General features: G+C 72.8%; 16 protein-coding genes. 13 read left to right on the forward strand and 3 right to left on the reverse strand.

Features of this window, described 5'->3' with window-relative positions; translation table 11 throughout:
• Positions 1–50 precede the first annotated feature (50 nt).
• The 6 genes from OG500_RS08320 to OG500_RS08345 all read left to right on the forward strand — a co-directional run bounded on the left by OG500_RS08320 (position 51) and on the right by OG500_RS08345 (position 6,121).
• Entirely contained in the window at positions 51–452 is a 402-nt protein-coding gene (locus OG500_RS08320) for a hypothetical protein (RefSeq protein WP_329578199.1), read from the forward strand.
• A gap of 236 nt (positions 453–688) precedes the next feature.
• Positions 689–1,117, forward strand: coding sequence for a hypothetical protein (locus OG500_RS08325; RefSeq protein ID WP_327065772.1), 429 nt, complete (start codon positions 689–691; stop codon positions 1,115–1,117).
• Between the two features lie 457 nt (positions 1,118–1,574).
• Positions 1,575–2,210: a hypothetical protein gene (locus tag OG500_RS08330; RefSeq protein ID WP_329578202.1), complete on the forward strand. Its 636-nt coding sequence runs from the start codon at positions 1,575–1,577 to the stop codon at positions 2,208–2,210.
• 55 nt (positions 2,211–2,265) lie between these two features.
• A complete protein-coding gene (locus OG500_RS08335; protein ID WP_329578205.1) occupies positions 2,266–3,798 on the forward strand; it encodes an AMP-binding protein in 1,533 nt (510 codons plus the stop codon).
• 36 nt (positions 3,799–3,834) lie between these two features.
• A complete protein-coding gene (locus tag OG500_RS08340) occupies positions 3,835–4,635 on the forward strand; it encodes a TIGR03084 family metal-binding protein (RefSeq protein WP_329578209.1) in 801 nt (266 codons plus the stop codon).
• Between the two features lie 376 nt (positions 4,636–5,011).
• Complete coding sequence (locus tag OG500_RS08345; protein WP_327071474.1) at positions 5,012–6,121, forward strand: nitric oxide synthase oxygenase; 1,110 nt, start codon at positions 5,012–5,014, stop codon at positions 6,119–6,121.
• Between the two features lie 106 nt (positions 6,122–6,227).
• Here OG500_RS08345 and OG500_RS08350 read toward each other — a convergent pair whose 3' ends face one another.
• On the reverse strand, positions 6,228–6,860 hold the full coding sequence (locus tag OG500_RS08350; protein ID WP_327065775.1) for a TetR/AcrR family transcriptional regulator: 633 nt from the start codon (positions 6,858–6,860) through the stop codon (positions 6,228–6,230).
• Between the two features lie 134 nt (positions 6,861–6,994).
• Between OG500_RS08350 and OG500_RS08355 the strand changes: the two genes are divergently transcribed.
• The 4 genes from OG500_RS08355 to OG500_RS08370 all read left to right on the forward strand — a co-directional run bounded on the left by OG500_RS08355 (position 6,995) and on the right by OG500_RS08370 (position 11,902).
• A complete protein-coding gene (locus tag OG500_RS08355; protein ID WP_329578214.1) occupies positions 6,995–8,143 on the forward strand; it encodes an acyl-CoA dehydrogenase family protein in 1,149 nt (382 codons plus the stop codon).
• Positions 8,144–8,164: 21 nt separating this feature from the next.
• On the forward strand, positions 8,165–9,352 hold the full coding sequence (locus OG500_RS08360; RefSeq protein ID WP_329578217.1) for a thiolase family protein: 1,188 nt from the start codon (positions 8,165–8,167) through the stop codon (positions 9,350–9,352).
• A 14-nt stretch (positions 9,353–9,366) separates the two neighbouring features.
• A complete protein-coding gene (fabG, locus tag OG500_RS08365) occupies positions 9,367–10,125 on the forward strand; it encodes a 3-oxoacyl-ACP reductase FabG (RefSeq protein WP_327065778.1) in 759 nt (252 codons plus the stop codon).
• A 388-nt stretch (positions 10,126–10,513) separates the two neighbouring features.
• Positions 10,514–11,902, forward strand: coding sequence for a S53 family peptidase (locus OG500_RS08370; RefSeq protein WP_327065779.1), 1,389 nt, complete (start codon positions 10,514–10,516; stop codon positions 11,900–11,902).
• A 97-nt stretch (positions 11,903–11,999) separates the two neighbouring features.
• Here OG500_RS08370 and OG500_RS08375 read toward each other — a convergent pair whose 3' ends face one another.
• Entirely contained in the window at positions 12,000–14,150 is a 2,151-nt protein-coding gene (locus OG500_RS08375; protein ID WP_329578221.1) for a hypothetical protein, read from the reverse strand.
• Between the two features lie 333 nt (positions 14,151–14,483).
• On the opposite strand from OG500_RS08375, the gene OG500_RS08380 reads away from it, so the two are divergent.
• A complete protein-coding gene (locus OG500_RS08380; RefSeq protein ID WP_327065781.1) occupies positions 14,484–15,437 on the forward strand; it encodes an AEC family transporter in 954 nt (317 codons plus the stop codon).
• A 13-nt stretch (positions 15,438–15,450) separates the two neighbouring features.
• On the opposite strand, the gene OG500_RS08385 is transcribed toward OG500_RS08380, so the two are convergent.
• Complete coding sequence (locus OG500_RS08385; RefSeq protein ID WP_329578225.1) at positions 15,451–15,999, reverse strand: GNAT family N-acetyltransferase; 549 nt, start codon at positions 15,997–15,999, stop codon at positions 15,451–15,453.
• Positions 16,000–16,236: 237 nt separating this feature from the next.
• On the opposite strand from OG500_RS08385, the gene OG500_RS08390 reads away from it, so the two are divergent.
• Together OG500_RS08390 and OG500_RS08395 are read left to right on the forward strand one after the other, a co-directional pair.
• A complete protein-coding gene (locus OG500_RS08390; protein WP_329578228.1) occupies positions 16,237–18,255 on the forward strand; it encodes a putative Ig domain-containing protein in 2,019 nt (672 codons plus the stop codon).
• A 77-nt stretch (positions 18,256–18,332) separates the two neighbouring features.
• Positions 18,333–18,851: an HAD domain-containing protein gene (locus OG500_RS08395; RefSeq protein ID WP_329578231.1), complete on the forward strand. Its 519-nt coding sequence runs from the start codon at positions 18,333–18,335 to the stop codon at positions 18,849–18,851.
• Positions 18,852–19,005 lie beyond the last annotated feature (154 nt).

Below are 19,005 nucleotides of genomic sequence, written 5' to 3' on the forward strand. Positions count from 1 at the left end.
CCACTGCCCATCTCCCCGACGACCCGTCCAGCGAGCAGGTCGCCGCCTGGGTGGAGCTCGCCGAACTGGTCGGCGACGACGGGTTCCGGGGCCGGATGCGCCGAGCGGCCCTGCGCCAGGCTGCCGGTCAGCCGCCCGCCATCGAGAGCGAGGTCGGCGAGGAGCTGACTGCCTTCGCCCGTCAGCAGGTGGCCGACGCCGTGGAGTCCGGCATCGACCCGCTCAGCGACCGGGCCGCACCCGTCGTCGACGACCTTGTCCGGGGCTTCGGCACGGTGCTCGCCCGGATGCCCGACAAGGAGTTCCGGGACCGGCTGGCCACGCGGTTCGAGGAGGCGCACGATCCCGCGGTGGACCGGTACTGGCGGCTGGTCTGGATCGTCAACAGCTGGCAGGCGGTGCCGGGCCTGATCCCGGTGTACTCCTGGCTCGTCCAGGCCCTGCGGGTATGACGGGGACGGTTCCTGCGGTTCCGTCGCCTACGACGACACCGTCGTGCGCACCGCTGACGGCTGGAGGATGAGCCGTCGCAAGGTGTCGCCACGCCGAACTCCCTCGGGCGGGATGGCGAAGCCCGGCGAGTGATCCGCCGTCCGCGGTTTGTTGATCAACACGTCCCGGCATCACTAAGATCACCGACGCCCTCGCCTGATGTCGCGTCAGGCCCTCTTCATCGCAAGGACCCGCCATGCGCGCACGCAGGTTCATATCCGGTCTCTCCGTCCTCGGCCTCACGATGCTGGGCGGTGTCATCGCGGCCCCGAGCGCCTCCGCCGACAGCTACGGCTGCGCGGGCAACCTCGTCTGGTCCCACGAGGTGACCGACATGAGCGGCCACGCGGCGGGCTGGGTCTACGACTACTGGGACGGCAGCAACAACTGCTCGGTCTTCGTGAAGTCGGAGTACGCGGGGGTCAAGACGCTCACCGAGATCTCGATCACCACGCAGGGCGGAGTCCACGGCGGGTTCGACGAGGGGAACTACACCACCTACGCCGGCCCGGTGCGCATCAACGGGACCGGCACCTGCGTCGACGAGCTGGTCATCGAGTTCGACCAGAACAACAATCAGATCGTCAACTGGTGGTCCGGCTACCACTCCGGGCCGACCTGCTAGGGGTCTGCTGCGAAGGAGCTGGTCGGCCGTCTCCGGGCTGGTGCCCCCGATTCGGTTGCTCGGGAGGCTGGACAGGATCTCTGCGACTGTCAGCCGGAGCGCGCCACGCCGCCCTGACCGCCCGAGCGGCCGTGATCACCCTGGCGGTGCGCTCGGTGAGTTCTGCCGCCAGATCCAGCAGTAGCCGGGCGATGACCGCCACCGCCTGGCCTGCGTGGAGGGGGCAGTGCCGGAGCTGGACACCGTCCAAGCCGACTCGTCTCTCGGCTCCCACCTCTTCGACTCCCCGGCCCACCTGGCAAGCTGTCGAGCGATCCTGGAGCGAATCGAGTCGGTTGCTCTGCCGGAGCACGACTCACAAGGCTTCATTCACTCCATCATGAAAGACAGTTGAGGATGGGCATGAGCCAATTCGCAGGGCAGCGGTCCAGCTACGCCGCCGACCGCACCTCCTGACATGGAGCCCCTCTACCTCCAGCAGTCGCCCGGGCCCCGGCACGGTGCCGCGCTGAGCGCCGTCCTCCTGCTCGGCATCGCTCCTGCCGCGGTCCTGGTGGCGGGCCCCGACAGCGTGCTCGTCGCGGTGATCGGCGGCGTCTGCACGCTCGCCGCCGGGGTCACCCTGGCGCTGCGCATGGAACAGGCGCACCTGTTCGCGGACGAGGAGGCCATCCTGCTCCGCAACACCCTCCGCACCCGGCGAATAGCACTCGCCGACGTGGTGGGCGTCGAGCTCGGCACGCTCTACTGGTGCGGCCCACGGGGCAGGCTGCGCGCCTCCCGGGTGACCGCGCTGAACCACCCCATCCGGCGGTTCCCCACCATGGGCCTGGAGTACCGGCTCACCAACCACCAGCAGGACCAGGCCCGCACGTGGTTCGAGCAGGCCGTCGGCGCCCGGATCAAGCGGCGGGCCCGCCAGGTCACCACCTTGGACGACGCCGCGCTCGCCCGCGAGACCCGGGTGGCCGCCGCGGGCGAGCGCTGGGAGGCCCGGCACCACGCCCGGCGCCAGGCGCGACCCAAGGCCCGGCGCCCCCAGTGGGCCGTGCTGCGCGCCGCCGCGGAACGGGAGGTGGCCGCACGAGGCTGACACTGCCGACCACTGGGTCTGGCGCACAACCGATCACTCACGCCACAGTTGCGTCATGCAGACCGCACTGTCCGTCATGGACTTCCTCGACCGGGCCGCGCTGGTGTACGGCGACCGGGTCGGCATCGTCGACGAGCCCGACCAGCCCGCCGCGTCCTGGGGCGAGGTGACCTACCGCCGGATGGCCGAGCTGGCCCGGGCGCAGGCGGCCGGCCTGGACCGGCTGGGGATCGGGCCGGGCGAGCGGGTGGCGATCGTCTCGCAGAACTCGGCCCGGCTGCTCACCTCCTTCTTCGGGGTGAGCGGCTACGGCCGGATCCTGGTGCCGGTCAACTTCCGGCTGAAGGCGGAGGAGGTCGACTACATCGTCCAGCAGAGCGGTGCGAGCCTGCTGCTGGTGGACCCGGAGCTGGAGGGGGCGCTGGCCGGGGTGAAGTGTGCCCACCGCCGGGTGATCGGTGCCGCCACCGATGCCGAGCTGTACGCCTTCGACCAGGAGCCGGTGCGCCACGCCGTCGACGAGAACGACACCGCGACGATCAACTTCACCAGCGGAACCACCGCACGGCCCAAGGGCGTGCGGCTCACCCACCGGAACAACTGGCTGAACGCCACGCTGATGGCCCTGCACTTCGGCGTGTCAGATCGTGACGTGTACCTCCATACCCTGCCCATGTTCCACGCGAACGGCTGGGGCATGCCCTACGGCGTCACCGGCCTCGGCGGCCGGCACATCGTGCTGCGCAAGGTGGACGGCGCCGAGATCCTGCGCCGGGTGGCACGGCACGGCGTGACCCTCCTGAGTGGGGCGCCCGCCGTGGTGGCCGCGGTGCTGGATGCCGCGGCAGCGTGGGACGGGCCGGTGCCGGGCCGGGACCGGGTGCGGATGGTCGTGGCCGGTGCTCCCCCGCCGACCTCGGTGGTGCAGCGCGTGGAGAGCGAGCTGGGCTGGGAGTTCATGCAGATCTACGGCCTGACCGAGACCTCCCCGCTCATCACGGTGAACCGCTCGCGCGCCGAGTGGGACGAGCTGCCGCCCGGCGAACGGGCCGAGAAGCTGGTCCGGGCCGGTGCGCCGGCGCTCGGCACCCGGGTGCGGGTGGACGAGGAGGGCGAGGTGCTGGTGCGTTCCAGCCCCGTGCTCGACTCCTACTGGGAGCGCCCGGACGAGACCGCCGCCGCGCTGCGGGACGACTGGTTCCACACCGGCGACGGCGGCACCCTGCGGGACGGCTACCTGACCATCTCCGACCGGAAGAAGGACGTGATCATCACCGGTGGCGAGAACGTCAGCTCGATCGAGGTGGAGGACGTGCTCTACGACCACCCCGCGGTGGCCGAGGTGGCGGTGATCGGGATACCGGACGAGAAGTGGGGCGAGACGATCCTGGCGCTGGTCGTCCTGAAGCCGGGCCGGACCGCCGACCAGGCCACCCTGATCGCGCACTGCAAGGCCCGGGCGGCCGGCTACAAGGCGCCGACCCGGGTGGAGTTCCGCGACACCCTGCCGCGGACCAGCACCGGAAAGCTGCAGAAGTTCGTGCTGCGCGAGCCGTACTGGGCCGGGCGCGAGCATGCGGTCAACTGACACCCCGGTACGGATCGAGAGAGAGGGAGAGAGCAGATGACGGACGTCGCCGCACTGTTGGCGGACCTACGGGACGAGGGCGCGGAGCTGGACGCGCTCGTCGCCCGGCTGCCCGCCGACCGGTGGTCCACCCCGACGCCCGCGCCGGGCTGGACGGTGGCCCATCAGATCGCCCACCTGGCCTGGACCGACGACTGGAGCCTGCGCTCGGTGCGCGACCCGGCCACCTTCCACCCGGCGGCCACCGAACTCCTCTCCGGGGCCTCGGAGTTCGAGGGCATCGTCGACGACGCCGCGGCCGCCGGTGCCGCGCTGCCGCCGGCCGAGCTGCTGGACCGCTGGCGGCAGGGTCGCGGCGAGGTGCTGGCGGCGCTGGCCGGGGTGCCCCCGGAGACCCGCCTGCCCTGGTTCGGCCCGCCGATGAAGGCCCCCTCGATGGCCACCGCGCGGATCATGGAGACCTGGGCGCACGGTGACGACGTGGCCCAGGCGCTGGGTGCCGAGCGCAAGCCCACCGCCCGGCTGCGGCACATCGCGCACCTGGGCGTCCGCACGCTGGGCTTCGCCTTCTCCGCGCACGGGCTGGCGGTGCCGACCGAGCCGGTGCGGGTGGAGCTGACCGGACCGGGCGGCGAGGAGTGGTCCTGGGGCCCGGCCGAGGCGGCGGACCGGATCGCCGGCCCGGCGCTGGACTTCTGCCTGCTGGTGACCCAGCGGCGCCACCCGGACGATCTGGCGCTGCGGGTCTCCGGACCGGTGGCGACCGCGTGGGTCCCGATCGCGCAGGTCTTCGCCGGACCGCCCGGCGCGGGCCGGGAGTCGCACAAACGGAGCTGACACTCCGTCATATCGACGTCAGGGCAAACACCTTGTGGAGAAGCCGTGCCATGGCCGCCGACCGGCGCGCCGGTCGGCCTCCACAAGATCCACACGAGGAGGAGGAAGCCTAGCGTGTCCCGGGAGGAATCTGTGCGGGATTCGGTCACAACCGACCGCCGAGCTGCCCCTTCCGCTATCCATAAGGGCGGAAAGGACGCCATCTGTGATCTTCAGCCGGATACGCACCCGTAAGCCCGACACCGACCCGGTGGCCGCTTTCGCGCCGGGCTGCCCCATGGGCCAGGGCGGACCGGCCGCCGGGCAGGCCGTCCCCGGCCGGACCGTCCCGGGACAGACCGTCCCCGGGCAGACCGTCCCCGGGCAGGCCCGGCGGATGCCGCCGAGCCTGTTCACCCCCGCCTTCACCGACCCCGACCAGGCCGCCGCGTTCGTGCGCCAGTTCCACGCCGAGCAGCCGGGCGCGGGCAGCCCGGTGCAGCGGGAGCGCGAGGTGCTGGACGAGATCGCCCGCACCGGCACCTACCGGCACACCCCCGAGGAGCTGGCCTTCGGCGCCAAGGTGGCCTGGCGCAACTCCGCGCGCTGCATCGGCCGGCTCTACTGGCGCAGCCTGGTGGTGCGCGACCTGCGCGAGGTCTCCTCGGCCGACGAGCTGGCCCAGGAGTGCTTCGAGCACCTGCGGGTGGCCACCAACGGCGGCCGGGTCCGCCCGGTGATCAGCGTCTTCGCGCCGGACCGCCCCGGGCGTCCGGCGGCCCGGATCGTCAACTCCCAGCTGGTGCGCTACGCCGGCTACCCGGACGGTGACGGCGGCTGGACCGGGGACCCGGCGGGCGGACAGCTCGCGGCCAGGGCCGCCGACCTGGGCTGGAAGCCGGGCGAGGGCCGGTTCGACATCCTGCCGCTGCTGGTGCAGGAGCGGGCCGGCGAACGGCCGCAGTGGTACGAACTGCCGGACGACAGCACCCTGGAGGTGCCGCTGAGCCACCCCGACCACCCGTGGTTCGCCGAGCTCGGCCTGCGCTGGTACGCCGTCCCCGCCATCAGTGACCAGACCCTGGAGATCGGCGGCATCCGCTACCCCGCCGCGCCCTTCAACGGCTGGTACATGGGTACCGAGATAGGCGCCCGCAACCTCGCCGACGCCGATCGCTACGACATGCTCGCCGAGATCGCCGAGCGGCTGCGCCTGGACACCTCCAGCGCCCGCACGCTCTGGAAGGACCGGGCGCTGATCGAGCTCAACCGGGCGGTGCTGCACTCCTACCAGGAGGCGGGGGTGACGATGACGGACCACCACACCGAGTCGGAGCGGTTCCTGACGCACATCGCGCAGGAGAAGCGGCTGGGGCGCGAGACGCCGACGGACTGGAGCTGGATCGTGCCGCCGGTGTCGGGCGGGCTGACTCCGGTCTACCACCGCTACTACGACGCGGTGGACCCGGCCACCCGGCCCGCGTTCGTGGCCCGCGAGCCCTGGTGAGCCGGGCCTGATCCCTGGTGAGCCGGGCCTGATCCCGGTGGGCCGGGCCTGATCCCGGTGGGCCGGGCCTGATCCCCGGTGAGCCGACCGGTGAGTGCCGGTCGGCTCACCGCTCCAGCTCGTCGAACCGCAGCGCCAGCCCGTCCAGCAGCGCCGCGAGCCCCGTCTCGAAGGCCCCTTCGTCCACCGCGCGCCGGTGCTCGGCCAGCCGGTGCGCCTCGCCCAGGTGCGGGTAGTCGTCCGCGTAGAGCCGCTCGTCCTCGGGGAACCCGGCCGCGAAGGAGCCGAGTGCCGAGCCGGTGATGAAGTAGCGCATCAGCGCGCCGATCCGGGTGGCCTGGCCGCGCGGCCAGCCCGCCTCCACCAGGCAGCCGAAGACCGCGTCGGCCAGCCGCAGCGCGTTCGGCCGCCGCCCCGGCCCCTGGGCGAGCACCGGGACCACGTGCGGGTGGGCGGCGAGCGCGGCCCGGTAGGAGCGGGCCCAGTCGCGCAGCGCGGTGCGCCAGTCGGCGCCGGTGGCGAACATGCCCAGGTCCACCTCGCCCATCACGCTGTCCACCACAGCGTCGAGCAGCTCGTCCTTGGTGGCGAAGTGGTTGTAGAGCGAGGGACCGCTGACCGACAGCTCGGTGGCCAGCCGGCGGGTGGAGAGCGCCTCCAGGCCGTCGGCGTCCACCACGGCGAGCGCGGCCGCCACGATCCGCCCGCGACTGAGCAGCGGGGTGCGGGGCCGGGCCATGGGCGGATGTCCTCCGAACGGGGCAGGGCGGGCGGCGGGTCGGGCCATTCTCGCAGGGCACCCTTCCCAGACCGGGGCCGGGCGGGCTAGAGTTCGAAAAAACTTGCAGCGCTAGTTTACGAGGACGGGCCACAGTGAACCTGGAACTCTCCGAGGAACAGGCCGCGGTCCGCGCGCTCGCCGCCGAGTTCACCGAGCGCGAGATCGCCCCGTACTGCGCGGACTGGGACCGCGCCGAGTCGGTCGACCGCGCGATCGTCGGCAAGCTGGGCAAGCTCGGCTTCCTCGGCCTGACCATCCCCGAGAGCCACGGCGGCAGCGGCGGCGACCACCTGGCGTACTGCCTGGTGCTGGAGGAGCTGGGGCGCGGCGACTCCGCGGTGCGCGGGACCGTCTCGGTCTCGCTCGGCCTGGTCGCCAAGTCGATCAACAGCTACGGCTCCGAGGAGCAGAAGCGCCACTGGCTGCCGCGGCTCTGCTCCGGCGAGGCGCTGGGCTGCTTCGCACTCACCGAGCCCGGCACCGGCTCGGACGCCGCCAACCTCACCACCAAGGCGGTGCGCGAGGGCGGTGACTGGCTGATCAGCGGCGCCAAGATGTTCATCACCAACGGCAGCTGGGCCGAGGTCGCGCTCGTCTTCGCCCGCACCGGCGGACCGGGCCACCAGGGCATCAGCGCCTTCCTGGTCCCCACCGACACCCCCGGTCTCACCCGCCGGGAGATCCACGGCAAGCTCGGCCTGCGCGGCCAGGCCACCGCCGAGCTCTCCTTCGACGGGGTCCGGGTGCCCGACAGCGCCCGGCTCGGCCCCGAGGGCAAGGGCTTCACGGTCGCGATGGCCGCGCTCGCCAAGGGCCGGATGTCGGTGGCGGCCGGCTGCGTCGGCATCATCCAGGCCGCCCTGGACGCCGCCGTGCGCTACGCGACGGAGCGCGAGCAGTTCGGCAAGCCGATCGCCTCCTACCAGCTGGTCCAGGAGCTGATCTCGGACATCTCGGTCGACCTGGACGCCGCCCGCCTCCTCACCTGGCGGGTCGCCGACCACATCGAACGCGGGCTGCCGTTCGCCACCGAGTCCTCGGTCGCCAAGCTCTTCGCCAGTGAGGCCGCGGTGCGCGCCGCCAACAACGCGCTGCAGGTCTTCGGCGGTTACGGCTTCATCGACGAGTACCCGGTCGGCAAGCTGGTGCGCGACGCGCGCGTGATGACCCTCTACGAGGGCACCAGCCAGATCCACAAGCTGCTCATCGGCCGGTCGCTGACCGGCGTCAACGCGTTCTGATCAGGAGAGGAGCCCACCGAGGTGCGTCCCGTCTACTTCGCCGCCGCCCGCCGCAGCCCGATCGGCCGGCTGCGCGGCGCCCTGTCCACCGTCCGTCCGGACGACCTGTCGGCCGCCGTGCTGCGCGGCCTGCTGGCCGACGTCCCCGCGCTCGACCCGGCCCGGATCGACGACGTCTACTGGGGCGCCGCCAACCAGGCCGGCGAGGACAACCGCAACGCGGCCCGGATGGCCGTGCTGCTCGCCGGGCTGCCCGACAGCGTGCCCGGCGCCACCGTCAACCGACTGTGCGCCTCCGGCCTGGAGGCGGTCACCATGGCGGCCCGCACGATCGCCGCGGGCGAGGCGGACGTCGTGGTGGCCGGCGGCTGCGAGTCGATGAGCCGGGCGCCGTTCGTGCTGCCCCGCCCCGACGAGGCGCTGCCGCACAGCATGCAGACCTTCGACACCCGGCTCGGCTGGCGACTGACCAACCCGCTGATGCACGAACTGCACGGGGTGCTCGGCATGGGCGAGACGGCCGAGGAGGTGGCAAGCCGGTACGGCATCGGGCGCGAGCGGCAGGACGCCTTCGCGCTGCGCAGCCACCAGCGCGCCGCGGCCGCCCGCAAGGACGGCCACTTCGACGCCGAGCTGCTGCCGGTGCTGCGCCCGGACGGGGTGACGGTCACCCAGGACGAGGGCATCCGGGAGGACACCAGCCTGGAGCGGCTGGCCAAGCTCAAGCCCGCCTTCCGCCCCGGCGGCACGGTGACCGCCGGCAACGCCTCCCCGATGAACGACGGTGCGGCGGCGCTGCTGCTGGTGAGCGAGCAGGCGCTGGGCGAGCTCGACCTGGAGCCGCTGGGCCGCTACGCCGCCGGGGCCTCGGCCGGGGTGGGCCCGGACGTGATGGGCATCGGCCCGGTGCCGGCCACCCGCAAGGCGCTCGACCGGCTCGGCTGGCGCGTCGGGGACCTGGAGGAGGCCGAGCTGAACGAGGCCTTCGCCGCCCAGGCGCTGGCCTGCGTCGACCAGTTGGGACTGGACCCGGAGCTGGTCAACCCCACCGGCGGCGCGATCGCGCTCGGCCACCCGCTGGGCGGCTCGGGCGCCCGGATCCTGACCACCCTGCTGCACCGGATGCGCCGCACCGGCGCCCGGCGGGGCCTGGCCACCATGTGCGTCGGCGTGGGCCAGGGCACCGCCGTCCTGATCGAGAAGAACTGAAGGAGCCTGCACAGATGTCACGTTTCACCGGCAAGGTCGCCGTGGTCACCGGCGCCGCCCAGGGGATCGGCGCCGCCACCGCCCAGTTGCTGGCCGAGGAGGGCGCCACGGTCGCGGTGGTCGACCTGACCGCCGAGCGCGCCCGGCAGACCGCGGACGCGATCACCGCCAAGGGCGGCACGGCGCACGCGTACGGCTGCGACGTCAGCGACTACGACGCGGTGGAGCACACCTTCGCCCGCGTCGTCGAGGAGCTGGGCGGCCTGCACATCCTGGTCAACAACGCCGGGATCACCCGGGACAACCTCTTCTTCAAGATGCCCAAGGCCGACTGGGACGCGGTGCTGACGGTCAACCTGACCAGCGCCTACAACTGCAGCCACGTCGCGCAGAAGTACCTGGTGGCGCAGAAGTACGGCAAGATCGTCTCGCTCAGCTCCCGCTCCGCGCTCGGCAACCGGGGCCAGGCCAACTACGCCGCCGCCAAGGCGGGCATCCAGGGCCTGACCGCCACGCTGGCCATCGAGCTGGGCCCGTTCAACATCAACGTCAACGCGGTCGCCCCCGGCTACGTCGTGACCGCGATGACGGAGGCGACCGCCGAGCGGGTCGGCGCCAGCCCCGAGGAGCACCAGGCCGAGGTGTCGGCGCGCACCCCGCTGCGCCGGCCGGGGCGGCCGGAGGAGATCGCCGCGGTGGTCGCGTTCCTGGCCAGCGAGGAGGCCTCCTACGTCAGCGGGCAGACGCTGTACGTCAACGGCGGGGCGCGGTAGGGCGGTCGGGGCACGGTAGGGCTGATCGGAGCCGGGTCCGGCCGCGGGAATGATCACGCGGCCGGACCGCTTGTCACCACCGCGGCCCACCGCGGGCCGGACGAGGGGAGCGCGACATGTCGAGCGGTGCGCGCGCTCTGGAGCTGAGCCGCCGGTCCACCGTCATCGTCTTCTCTTGACCGGCACTTGACGAACCGTCCGAGCGCGGGCCACCGCCCTGGCCTGCGCCGATCGGGCTAATCCCGCGGTTATTCGCGGAACTGTTCGGCATGTTCACGATGAATGTCAAGAGTCCAAAATGACTATAGATTCATCAGCTCTCCACACGATGGGATGTCCGGGCCGAGCCCGCGTCTCGGCAACTCCCCTCCCCATCCCAAGGAGTCCCATGGGCACCTCCCCCGCCACCGCGGGCCCCCGACGCTCCACGACCACCCGCGCCCTCGCGCTGCTCGCCGTCGGGGCCACCGCCCTGACGACCGGCATGGTCACCGTGCAGAGCGGCACGGCCCTCGCAGCCGACGCCCCCGCCAAGGTCGCGTTCAAGCTGCACCCCGCGTCCGAGGGCCACCAGGACTCGAAGGCCCGCACCGCGCCGCTGAGCACCAGTGACTGCGTCACGCAGATCGGCATCCACTGCTACTCGCCGCTGCAGTACCGCGCCGCGTACGACCTCAACCCGCTGTACGCCGACGGCACCACCGGCAAGGGCCGCACGATCGTCATCGTGGACTCCTTCGGCTCGCCGACCATCCAGCACGACCTGGAGACCTTCGACAAGCAGTGGGGCATCCCCGACACCAACGTCGAGGTCGTCAAGTGGGGCAACGTGCCGCCCTTCGACGCGAACAACCCGGACCACACCAGCTGGGCCGGCGAGACCACGCTGGACGTCGAGTACGCCCACGCGATCGCCCCCGGGGCGCACATCGTGCTGGTCGAGACCGGTGTCTCGGAGACCGAGGGCGTCACCGGTCTGCCCGAGATGATGTCCGCCGAGCAGTCGCTGATCAAGCAGGGCAAGGGCGACGTCATCACACAGAGCTTCGGCGCGACCGAGGACACCTTCCCCGGCTTCGACAAGGGTGACTACAAGTCGCTCACCGACCTGCGCTACGCCTTCAAGGAGGCGGCCGCGCACAACGTCACCGTGCTCGCCTCCTCCGGCGACAACGGGGTCACCGACGACGACCTGAACAACAACCTCTACACCCACAAGGTCAACTCCTGGCCGTCCTCGGACCCGCTGGTGACCTCGGTCGGCGGCACCGAGCTGACCCTGGACAACAACGGCAACCGCACCGCGCCGGACAAGGTCTGGCACGACGCGTACGGTGCGGGCGGCGGCGGCACCTCCGCCGTCTTCGACCGCCCGTGGTACCAGGCGGGCGTGGCCAACGTGGTCGGCGACCACCGCGGCACCCCCGACATCAGCATGAGCGCCGCCGTCGACGGCTCGGCCTGGACCTACGAGTCCTACGACCCGAAGGCGGTCGGCTGGCACCTCACCGGTGGCACCAGCGAGGCCTCGCCGATCTTCTCCGGCATCGTCGCGCTCGCCGACCAGCGCGCCGGCTACCGCCTGGGCCAGATCAACTGGCGCCTGTACGGCATGTCGCTGCTGCCCTCGCAGTGGAGCGGCCTCCAGGACGTCACCACCGGTGACAACGGCTGGAACAACGTGACGGGCTACCAGGCCACCCAGGGCTACGACCTGGCCTCCGGCCTCGGCACGATCGACGCCAACCGCTTCGTGCGCACGCTCGCGGGGCACTGAGCACCGGGCTGACGCCGATCCGCGGCACGCCGCAACGCACCCGGGTGGGGCACTCGTTCGTGAGTGCCCCACCCGGGTGCTTGTGGTCGTGCGTGCGTCAGCTCGGACCCGTCATCGCCCGGGCCGCTGCTTCGAGCTTCGCCAGGTAGCGCTCCGAGGAGCGCAGCTTGCGGCCGTCCTCGCCGGGCAGCTGGGCCCGCAACTCCAGCATGAGCGGGCCGAGTTGCACCGCCCGCCGCGGGTCCTGGACGGCCCGCCAGCAGGCCTCGGCGTTGGTCGCCACGCGCTGGGCCTCCGGATCCTGCGGCCCCTCGGCGGCCAGCAGCACCAGCGCCACCTGCCGGTAGAGCTCCGAGGCCGTCGCCGGGTCGCCCGACAGCCTGGCGACGTGCGCCCTGACCTGACGCACCATCAGCACCGGTGCGGAGATCGCGCCGTGGGCGGTGACCGCCTGCCCCTCCAGGGTCAGGGCGAGGTCGGCGGCCCGCTCGTGCTCGCCGGCGTCGGCGGTGCGGACGATCAGGCCGATCGCCTCGCGGTAGTCGTCCGGCGGCGGCACGGGTTCCGGCGCGGTGGCGGGGGCGGGTTCCGGCGCGGCGGCGGGGGCGGCGGCCGCAGGTTCGGGTACGGCCTCGGTGGGGGCCGGGGCGACGGGGGTCGCCTCGACGGGGGCGGCTGCGGGCGCGGGTACGGGTGCGGCTGCGTCCGGCTGTGCGTCGGGGGCGCCGGCCGCCGACGGGCGCGGCAGTGGCTCGGTCACGGCCTCGGCCGGGTCGGGCGCCACCGGCGCCTGCGCGGGCTCGGCCACCGCCGCCTCGGGGGCCGTCCACGCATCGGCCTTGAGCAGCGTGACCAGGTGGATCGGCCGCACCGTCGGCGGCACGCCCGGCTTGGCCAGCGAGACCGGTCCGCGGTTCGCGGCGGGACGCGGCAGCGGCACCGTCGCGGCGACGGCGGCGACGGCAGGTCCGCCGACCGCCGGGGCGGCCTGCGGCTGGGCCTCGCCGGCGAGTTGACGCGCGGTGTTCCGGAAGACCGGGCGCTCCTGGCCGTACGAGGCGAAGATCAGCACGTCCGGGCGGAGCACCGAGTGCACCTGGGCCCGCAGTTGCTCCGGCGTGAGCAGCGGTCCGGCTCCCGGGCGGCCACCGTGCAGCGCCTCGATCAGCGCGCGGGTGAAGGTGCCGATCTGCTCCGGGTCCGGCCCGACCACCGCCCACAGCGGCAGCCCCTCGGTGACCGGTCCCGTGCTGCCGCCCTGGAGCAGCGGCCAGGCGCTCTGCTCGGCGCTCAGGTCCGCGAGCACCAGCGTGTCCCACTCGGCGGGCCGGGCCCGCAGCTCACTGGCGATCGCCGACCAGGCCAGCCCGTCCTGGCGGATCGTGCCGGTCTTCGAGTCACGCAGCGTCAGGTACAGCCCGGCGCCGCGCTTGTCCGCCACCAGGTGGCCGCCGAGGTGGACCAGCAGCGGTCCCGGGTGCCGGGAGGCGGCGCGCAGGTGGGCGAGGACGGTCTGCGGGTCGCTGGCGGCGGGCAGGTGGACGGCGTCGACCGACTCGGCCGCGAGCAGGGTCTGCGGGGCGACGGCCGCGAGCATCGCGGAGAGCACCTGCGACGCTCCCGCGCCACCGCGCCCCCAGCCGCGCCGGCCCGCGCTGCCGTAACCGCCCTCGACCGCGAGGATGCGGCCCCGCAGGCCGCCGCCGACCCAGGAGCCCGGACCCGCGCCGGGGGCTGCGGCGCCCTGCGGCGGCAGCGTGAAGGTACCGGTCCAGCCGGAGGAGGCCGGCGGCTCGTCAGCGAGGTCCGGCGCGGCGGCGGGGGCGGGCGCGGACTCGGCGGGCGCCTGGGCGTCACCGCTCTGGGCGGCGGGCGGCACCACCGCGCGCAGCACCGCCGTGGCCGGGCTCGGCACCACCGCGCGCAGCACGGCCGTGCCTTCCGACCCGCCCCGGCGGTACGAGGACGCCGCGGCGTCCTCGATCGGCGGCAGGACGGCGGTCGGGGCCAGGTCGACCGGCGCGGGGGCGACGCCGGACCAGATGTCGGCGTGGGCGCTGGCCGGGGCACCGGGCGGGGTCCGGTACGGCGAGGGGACCGCGTCCTCGATCACCGGCGCGGGGATCGGCGCGGTGCGCTCCGGGTCGTACCCGCCGGCGGGCCGCTGGCCGACGGCGCCGGGCCACCCGCCCGCCGGCCGGTCGGGCGGCGGCACCGCAGCTCCGGGGATCGATGCACTGTCCGCCACCGCCGGTCACCACCCGCCCGCCACCCTGGGCGATCTCGGTCCACGGGTCGCGGCTGGCACACCGCTCCCCCTTTCGCGCCACCATACGGGGTCTGCGACCTCGCATTCCAGGCCGGGTGCGTCGCCGGACAGGCCCTGGCACCGGAGGCACCGGGTGCCGCGCCCGGGTGCCGGGCCGACCCGGTGGTACCTACCGGTCGGTACGCGGGCGCGGGCGCGGGGACGGGGGCACGGAACGGCCGCTTCCGGTGGCCTGGTTGACTGTGCGGTGCCAAGCCGCCAGCCAGTCCGCCGGCCGCGCCGCCAGCCATGCCGCCAGCCGAGGAGCGAGCCATGCACACCCTGCAACCCCTGCTCGCCAGCTTCGTGCCGATCTGGACGCTGACCGCCGTCGGCTACCTGGTCAGCCGCACCGGTCTGCTCGGCGAACAGGCCGAGGCGGTGCTCGGCCGGTTCGTCTTCCATGTCGCGATGCCCGCCGCCCTGTTCACCATGCTCGCCAAGGCGCCGCTGCGCACCTTCGCCAACGCCTCGATGCTCGCCTTCGCGGCCGGCACGCTGGTCGCCTCGCTGCTCGGCTGGGCCGGCGCGCGCTTCCTGTTCGGCCGCCGTCCCGCCGAGCAGGCGATCAGCGGCATGGCGGCCGGCTACGTCAACTCGGCCAACCTGGGCATCCCGGTGGCGGTCCAGGTGCTCGGTGACGCATCGTTCGTCGGCCCGGTGCTGCTCTTCCAGGTCCTGCTGGTGACGCCGATCATCCTGGGCGCGCTGGACGCCGGGACCAGCACCGAGGGCACCCGGGCCGAACGGCTGGGCCGGCTGCTGCGGCTGCCGCTGCGCAACCCGATCATCCTGGCCTCCGCGCTCGGGGTGCTCAGCTCCGCCACCGGCCTGCACCTGCCCGGCGCGCTGGGCCACTCCTGCGACCTGCTCGGCGGCGCGGCGGTACCGACCGCGCTGGTCACGCTCGGCATGTCGCTGCACGCCCGCCCGGCCTCGGCGGACGGCTCGCTGCGCGCCGAGGTGGGCCTCTCGGTGGTCACCAAGAACCTGGTGCAGCCGCTGGTCGCGTTCGCCGTCGGCAGCCTGCTGCTGCACCTGACCCCGCACCAACTGCTCGCCGTGGTGATCTGCTCGGCGCTGCCGACCGCGCAGAACGTCTTCATCTACGCCCGCGAGTACGGCCTGAACACCGCGCTGCCGCGCAACTCGGTGCTCTGGTCGACGCTGCTGTCGATGCTCACCCTCTCCGCGATCGACTGGACGCTCGCCCCGACCATGCACTGAGCCCCGCCCGTGGTCAGGTCGCGATCGTCCAGTGGTTGGTCAGCAGGACGCGGCCGGCGAAGTCGCTGCGCTCCTCGCCGACCAGGTGGAAGCCCAGGGCGCGACAGATGGCGTTCGACGCGGCGTTGCCGCGGGCCGGGAACGCGCTGACCGTCCCCCACCGGCCGTCGGCACGGGCGCGGGCGAGCAGCTCGCGCACCGCGCGCTTGCCCAGCCCCTGCCGTTGGAACTCCGGCAGGACCATCCACCCGATCTCCGAGCGCGCCGCCGTGTGCGCCGCCACGCCCTCGCGCGCCTCCGCACCACCGTCCGCACCACGGTCCGCACCGCCGGCGTGCGCCCAGAGCGTCACCGTTCCGGCGACCACCGTCGGCCGGGACTCGTCGGGGACGATCATCTTGATCCACTGACGGTCCGCCAGCACCCGTGCCACGTCCCGGCGCACCTTGTCCGGCATCGCCTCGCGCCGTAGCGGGCCCCCGAGTTCGGTCATCATCGCCGGATCGCAGCGCATCCGGACATAGGCGTCCAGATCACCCGGTTCAACGTCGCGGAGCAGCAAGGATCCCACCTCTCCTTCGCCTCAACGGCACAGTCCACACGGGAGGTTCGCAGCCCCCAGCAAACATGAAAACCGATTATCGGCCACCGCCGTCTCCCGTCGTCCCGCTGTTCAATTACTTGTCATGCGCGCACACTTCACGCGCCATCAGGCCTGTGTCTTACTTGAGTGCTACGCGCGTTGCGCCCCAAGAGCTACGCGCGTGGAACTCCCCGTCGACTACGTCCGGAGACCCGAATGAGACACACGCGTCGTGCTCTGCTCACCCTCGCGGCCGGTGCGACCGCCGCGGCCAGCGCCCTGCTGCCGGTGGCCGGCGCCCACGCCGCCACCGGCACGTACTCCCTGGTCATCCTCCCGGACCAGGGCGAGAGCGCGATCTACAACTTCGTCAACTCGGCGACCAAGTCGATCGACGTGACGATCTACGAGCTGCGCGACACCACCCTGGTCAACGACCTGGTGGCCAAGGAGAAGGCCGGTATACCGGTGCGCGTCATCCTGGACTCCAAGCAGACCTCGGTGAACAGCGCCGCCTACAGCGCGCTGTCCGCCGCCGGGGTCGGGGTCACCTACTCCTCGTCGAGCTTCGTCTACACCCACCAGAAGACGATCACCGTCGACGGCGCCAAGTCCTACATCAGCACGGGCAACTTCGACACCACGTACTACGCCACCTCGCGCGACTACGGGGTCTTCGACACCGACGCCAAGGACGTCGCGGCGATCGAGCAGGTCTTCAACGCCGACTACGCGAAGACCTCGATCACCCCCTCCGACGGCGACGACCTGGTCTGGTCGCCCACCGACTCGCAGACCCAGCTGCTGGCCCTGGTCAACGGCGCCCAGCACAGCCTGGACGTCCAGGAGGAGGAGTTCGGCGACACCGCGCTGGTCAACGCGATCGTCGCGGACGAGCAGCGCGGCGTCACCGTCCGGGTGGTGGCGGAGAACGAGAACAGCACCTACACCAGCGAGCTCAACCAGGTCACCGCCGCCGGCGGCAAGGTGACCACCTACACCAGCTCGACCGGCTTCTACGTCCACGCCAAGGCGATCGTCGCCGACTACGGCACGTCGAGCGCCAAGGTCTTCGCCGGCTCGGAGAACTTCTCCGACAACTCGCTGAACCACAACCGCGAGCTGGGCCTGATCGTCAGCGACCCGGGCGTGCTCAACGGCATCGAGGCGACCTTCACCGCCGACTTCAACCAGGTCAGCAGCGCCGGCGTGACCGTGGCCAACCCGGGCACCCAGACCGGCACCGTCGGCACCGCCGCCGGTCTGCAGGTCAGCGCCACCGACACGGCGGGCGGCACCCTCTCCTACGCCGCCACCGGGCTGCCCGCGGGCCTGTCGATCAACGCCTCGACCGGCCTGATCTCCGGCACCCCCACCACCGCCGGCACCAGCTCCGTCTCGGTCACCGCCACCGACTCCACCGGCCCCTCCGGCTCCACCTCGTTCAGCTGGACGGTCGACCCGGGCGGCGGCGGCAGCAACACCGTGACCGTGGCCAACCCGGGCAACCAGACCGGCACCGTCGGCACCGCCGCCGACCTGCAGGTCAGCGCGAGCGACTCGGCCTCCGGCCAGACCCTCTCCTACGCCGCCACCGGGCTGCCCGCGGGCCTGTCGATCAACGCCTCGACCGGCCTGATCTCCGGCACCCCGACCACCGCCGGCAGCAGCACCGTCTCGGTCACCGCCACGGACGGCACCAACGCCAGCGGCAGCACCACCTTCAGCTGGACCGTCAACCCCGCCGGCGGCGGCAGCTGCACGGCGGCCCAGCTGCTCGGCAACCCCGGCTTCGAGACCGGCAGCGCCTCCCCGTGGAGCACCTCCTCCGGCGTGGTCAGCAACAGCAGCTCCGAGCCGCCGCACAGCGGCAGCTGGGACGCCTGGCTGGACGGCTACGGCAGCACGCACACCGACACGCTTGCCCAGTCCGTCACGCTCCCGACCGGCTGCTCCAGCTACCAGCTGAGCTTCTGGCTGCACGTCGACACGGCCGAGACCAGCACCACCAAGGCCTATGACACGCTCTCCGTCCAGGTGCTGAACAGCGCCGGCACGGTGCTCTCGACGCTGCACAGCTACTCGAACCTGGACCACAACACCGGTTACGCGCAGCACACGTTCGACCTGTCCGCCTACGCCGGGCAGAACGTCACGCTGAAGTTCACCGGCACCGAGGACAACGAGTACCAGACCTCCTTCGTGCTCGACGACACGGCGATCAACGTCCAGTAGTCGGCTGACGAAGCGCAACGACGGCTCCCGCCTCCGGGGTTGAGGCGGGAGCCGTCCGCGTTCGCTAGGGTGCGGCCATGCCGCGCTCCCCCATCCTCTTCCTCGACGTCGACGGCCCCCTGCTGCCCTACGGAGCGGCGCCACCGCGGTTTCCCAGCGGCGGCGCGCCGGCCGATCCGCTGCGGGACGACCCGGCCCCCGACCCGTACCTGGACCGGCTCGACCCCGCGCACGGCCCCCGGCTGCTGGCCCTGCCGTGTGACCTGGTCTGGGCAACGGCCTGGACGACCGATGCGAACGAGTACCTCGCCCCGCGACTCGGCCTGCCACAGCTGCCCGTGGTGGACTGGCCGGAGCCCACCGCCGAGGACCTGTGGAGCGGCCTGCACTGGAAGACCCGCGCCCTGGTCGACTGGGCCGCCGGGCGCGCCTTCGCCTGGGTGGACGACGAGATCACCGACAACGACCGCGCCTGGGTGGCCGCCCACCACCCCGGCCCTGCCCTGCTGCACCGGGTCGATCCGAGCTTGGGCCTGACCGACACCGACTTCGCCACCCTCGACGCCTGGCTGCGGGCGCCCGGTGTCCGGATGTGACAGAAGGGCGTCATTGCGCAGGCGCCGGACGGCGGCAACGATGGGGGCATGCCCACCACCCCGCCGTATCGTCAGGCTGATCTCCAATCGGCGGGTGCTTGCGCGGACGAGCCGAGTCCGTACGCCTGAATCGAATGCCGCTGGCCGCGACGGC

Origin of the sequence: Kitasatospora sp. NBC_01250 (assembly GCF_036226465.1) — a bacterium.
Taxonomy (GTDB): Bacteria; Actinomycetota; Actinomycetes; order Streptomycetales; family Streptomycetaceae; genus Kitasatospora.

Coding starts and splice junctions, on each gene's coding strand:
- OG500_RS08325 (WP_327065772.1), top strand. CDS start 689: ATGCGCGCACGCAGGTTCATATCCGGTCTCTCCGTCCTCGGCCTCACG.
- OG500_RS08330 (WP_329578202.1), top strand. CDS start 1,575: ATGGAGCCCCTCTACCTCCAGCAGTCGCCCGGGCCCCGGCACGGTGCC.
- OG500_RS08335 (WP_329578205.1), top strand. CDS start 2,266: ATGCAGACCGCACTGTCCGTCATGGACTTCCTCGACCGGGCCGCGCTG.
- OG500_RS08340 (WP_329578209.1), top strand. CDS start 3,835: ATGACGGACGTCGCCGCACTGTTGGCGGACCTACGGGACGAGGGCGCG.
- OG500_RS08345 (WP_327071474.1), top strand. CDS start 5,012: ATGCCGCCGAGCCTGTTCACCCCCGCCTTCACCGACCCCGACCAGGCC.
- OG500_RS08350 (WP_327065775.1), bottom strand. CDS start 6,860: ATGGCCCGGCCCCGCACCCCGCTGCTCAGTCGCGGGCGGATCGTGGCG.
- fabG (WP_327065778.1), top strand. CDS start 9,367: ATGTCACGTTTCACCGGCAAGGTCGCCGTGGTCACCGGCGCCGCCCAG.
- OG500_RS08370 (WP_327065779.1), top strand. CDS start 10,514: ATGGGCACCTCCCCCGCCACCGCGGGCCCCCGACGCTCCACGACCACC.
- OG500_RS08380 (WP_327065781.1), top strand. CDS start 14,484: ATGCACACCCTGCAACCCCTGCTCGCCAGCTTCGTGCCGATCTGGACG.
- OG500_RS08390 (WP_329578228.1), top strand. CDS start 16,237: ATGAGACACACGCGTCGTGCTCTGCTCACCCTCGCGGCCGGTGCGACC.
- OG500_RS08395 (WP_329578231.1), top strand. CDS start 18,333: ATGCCGCGCTCCCCCATCCTCTTCCTCGACGTCGACGGCCCCCTGCTG.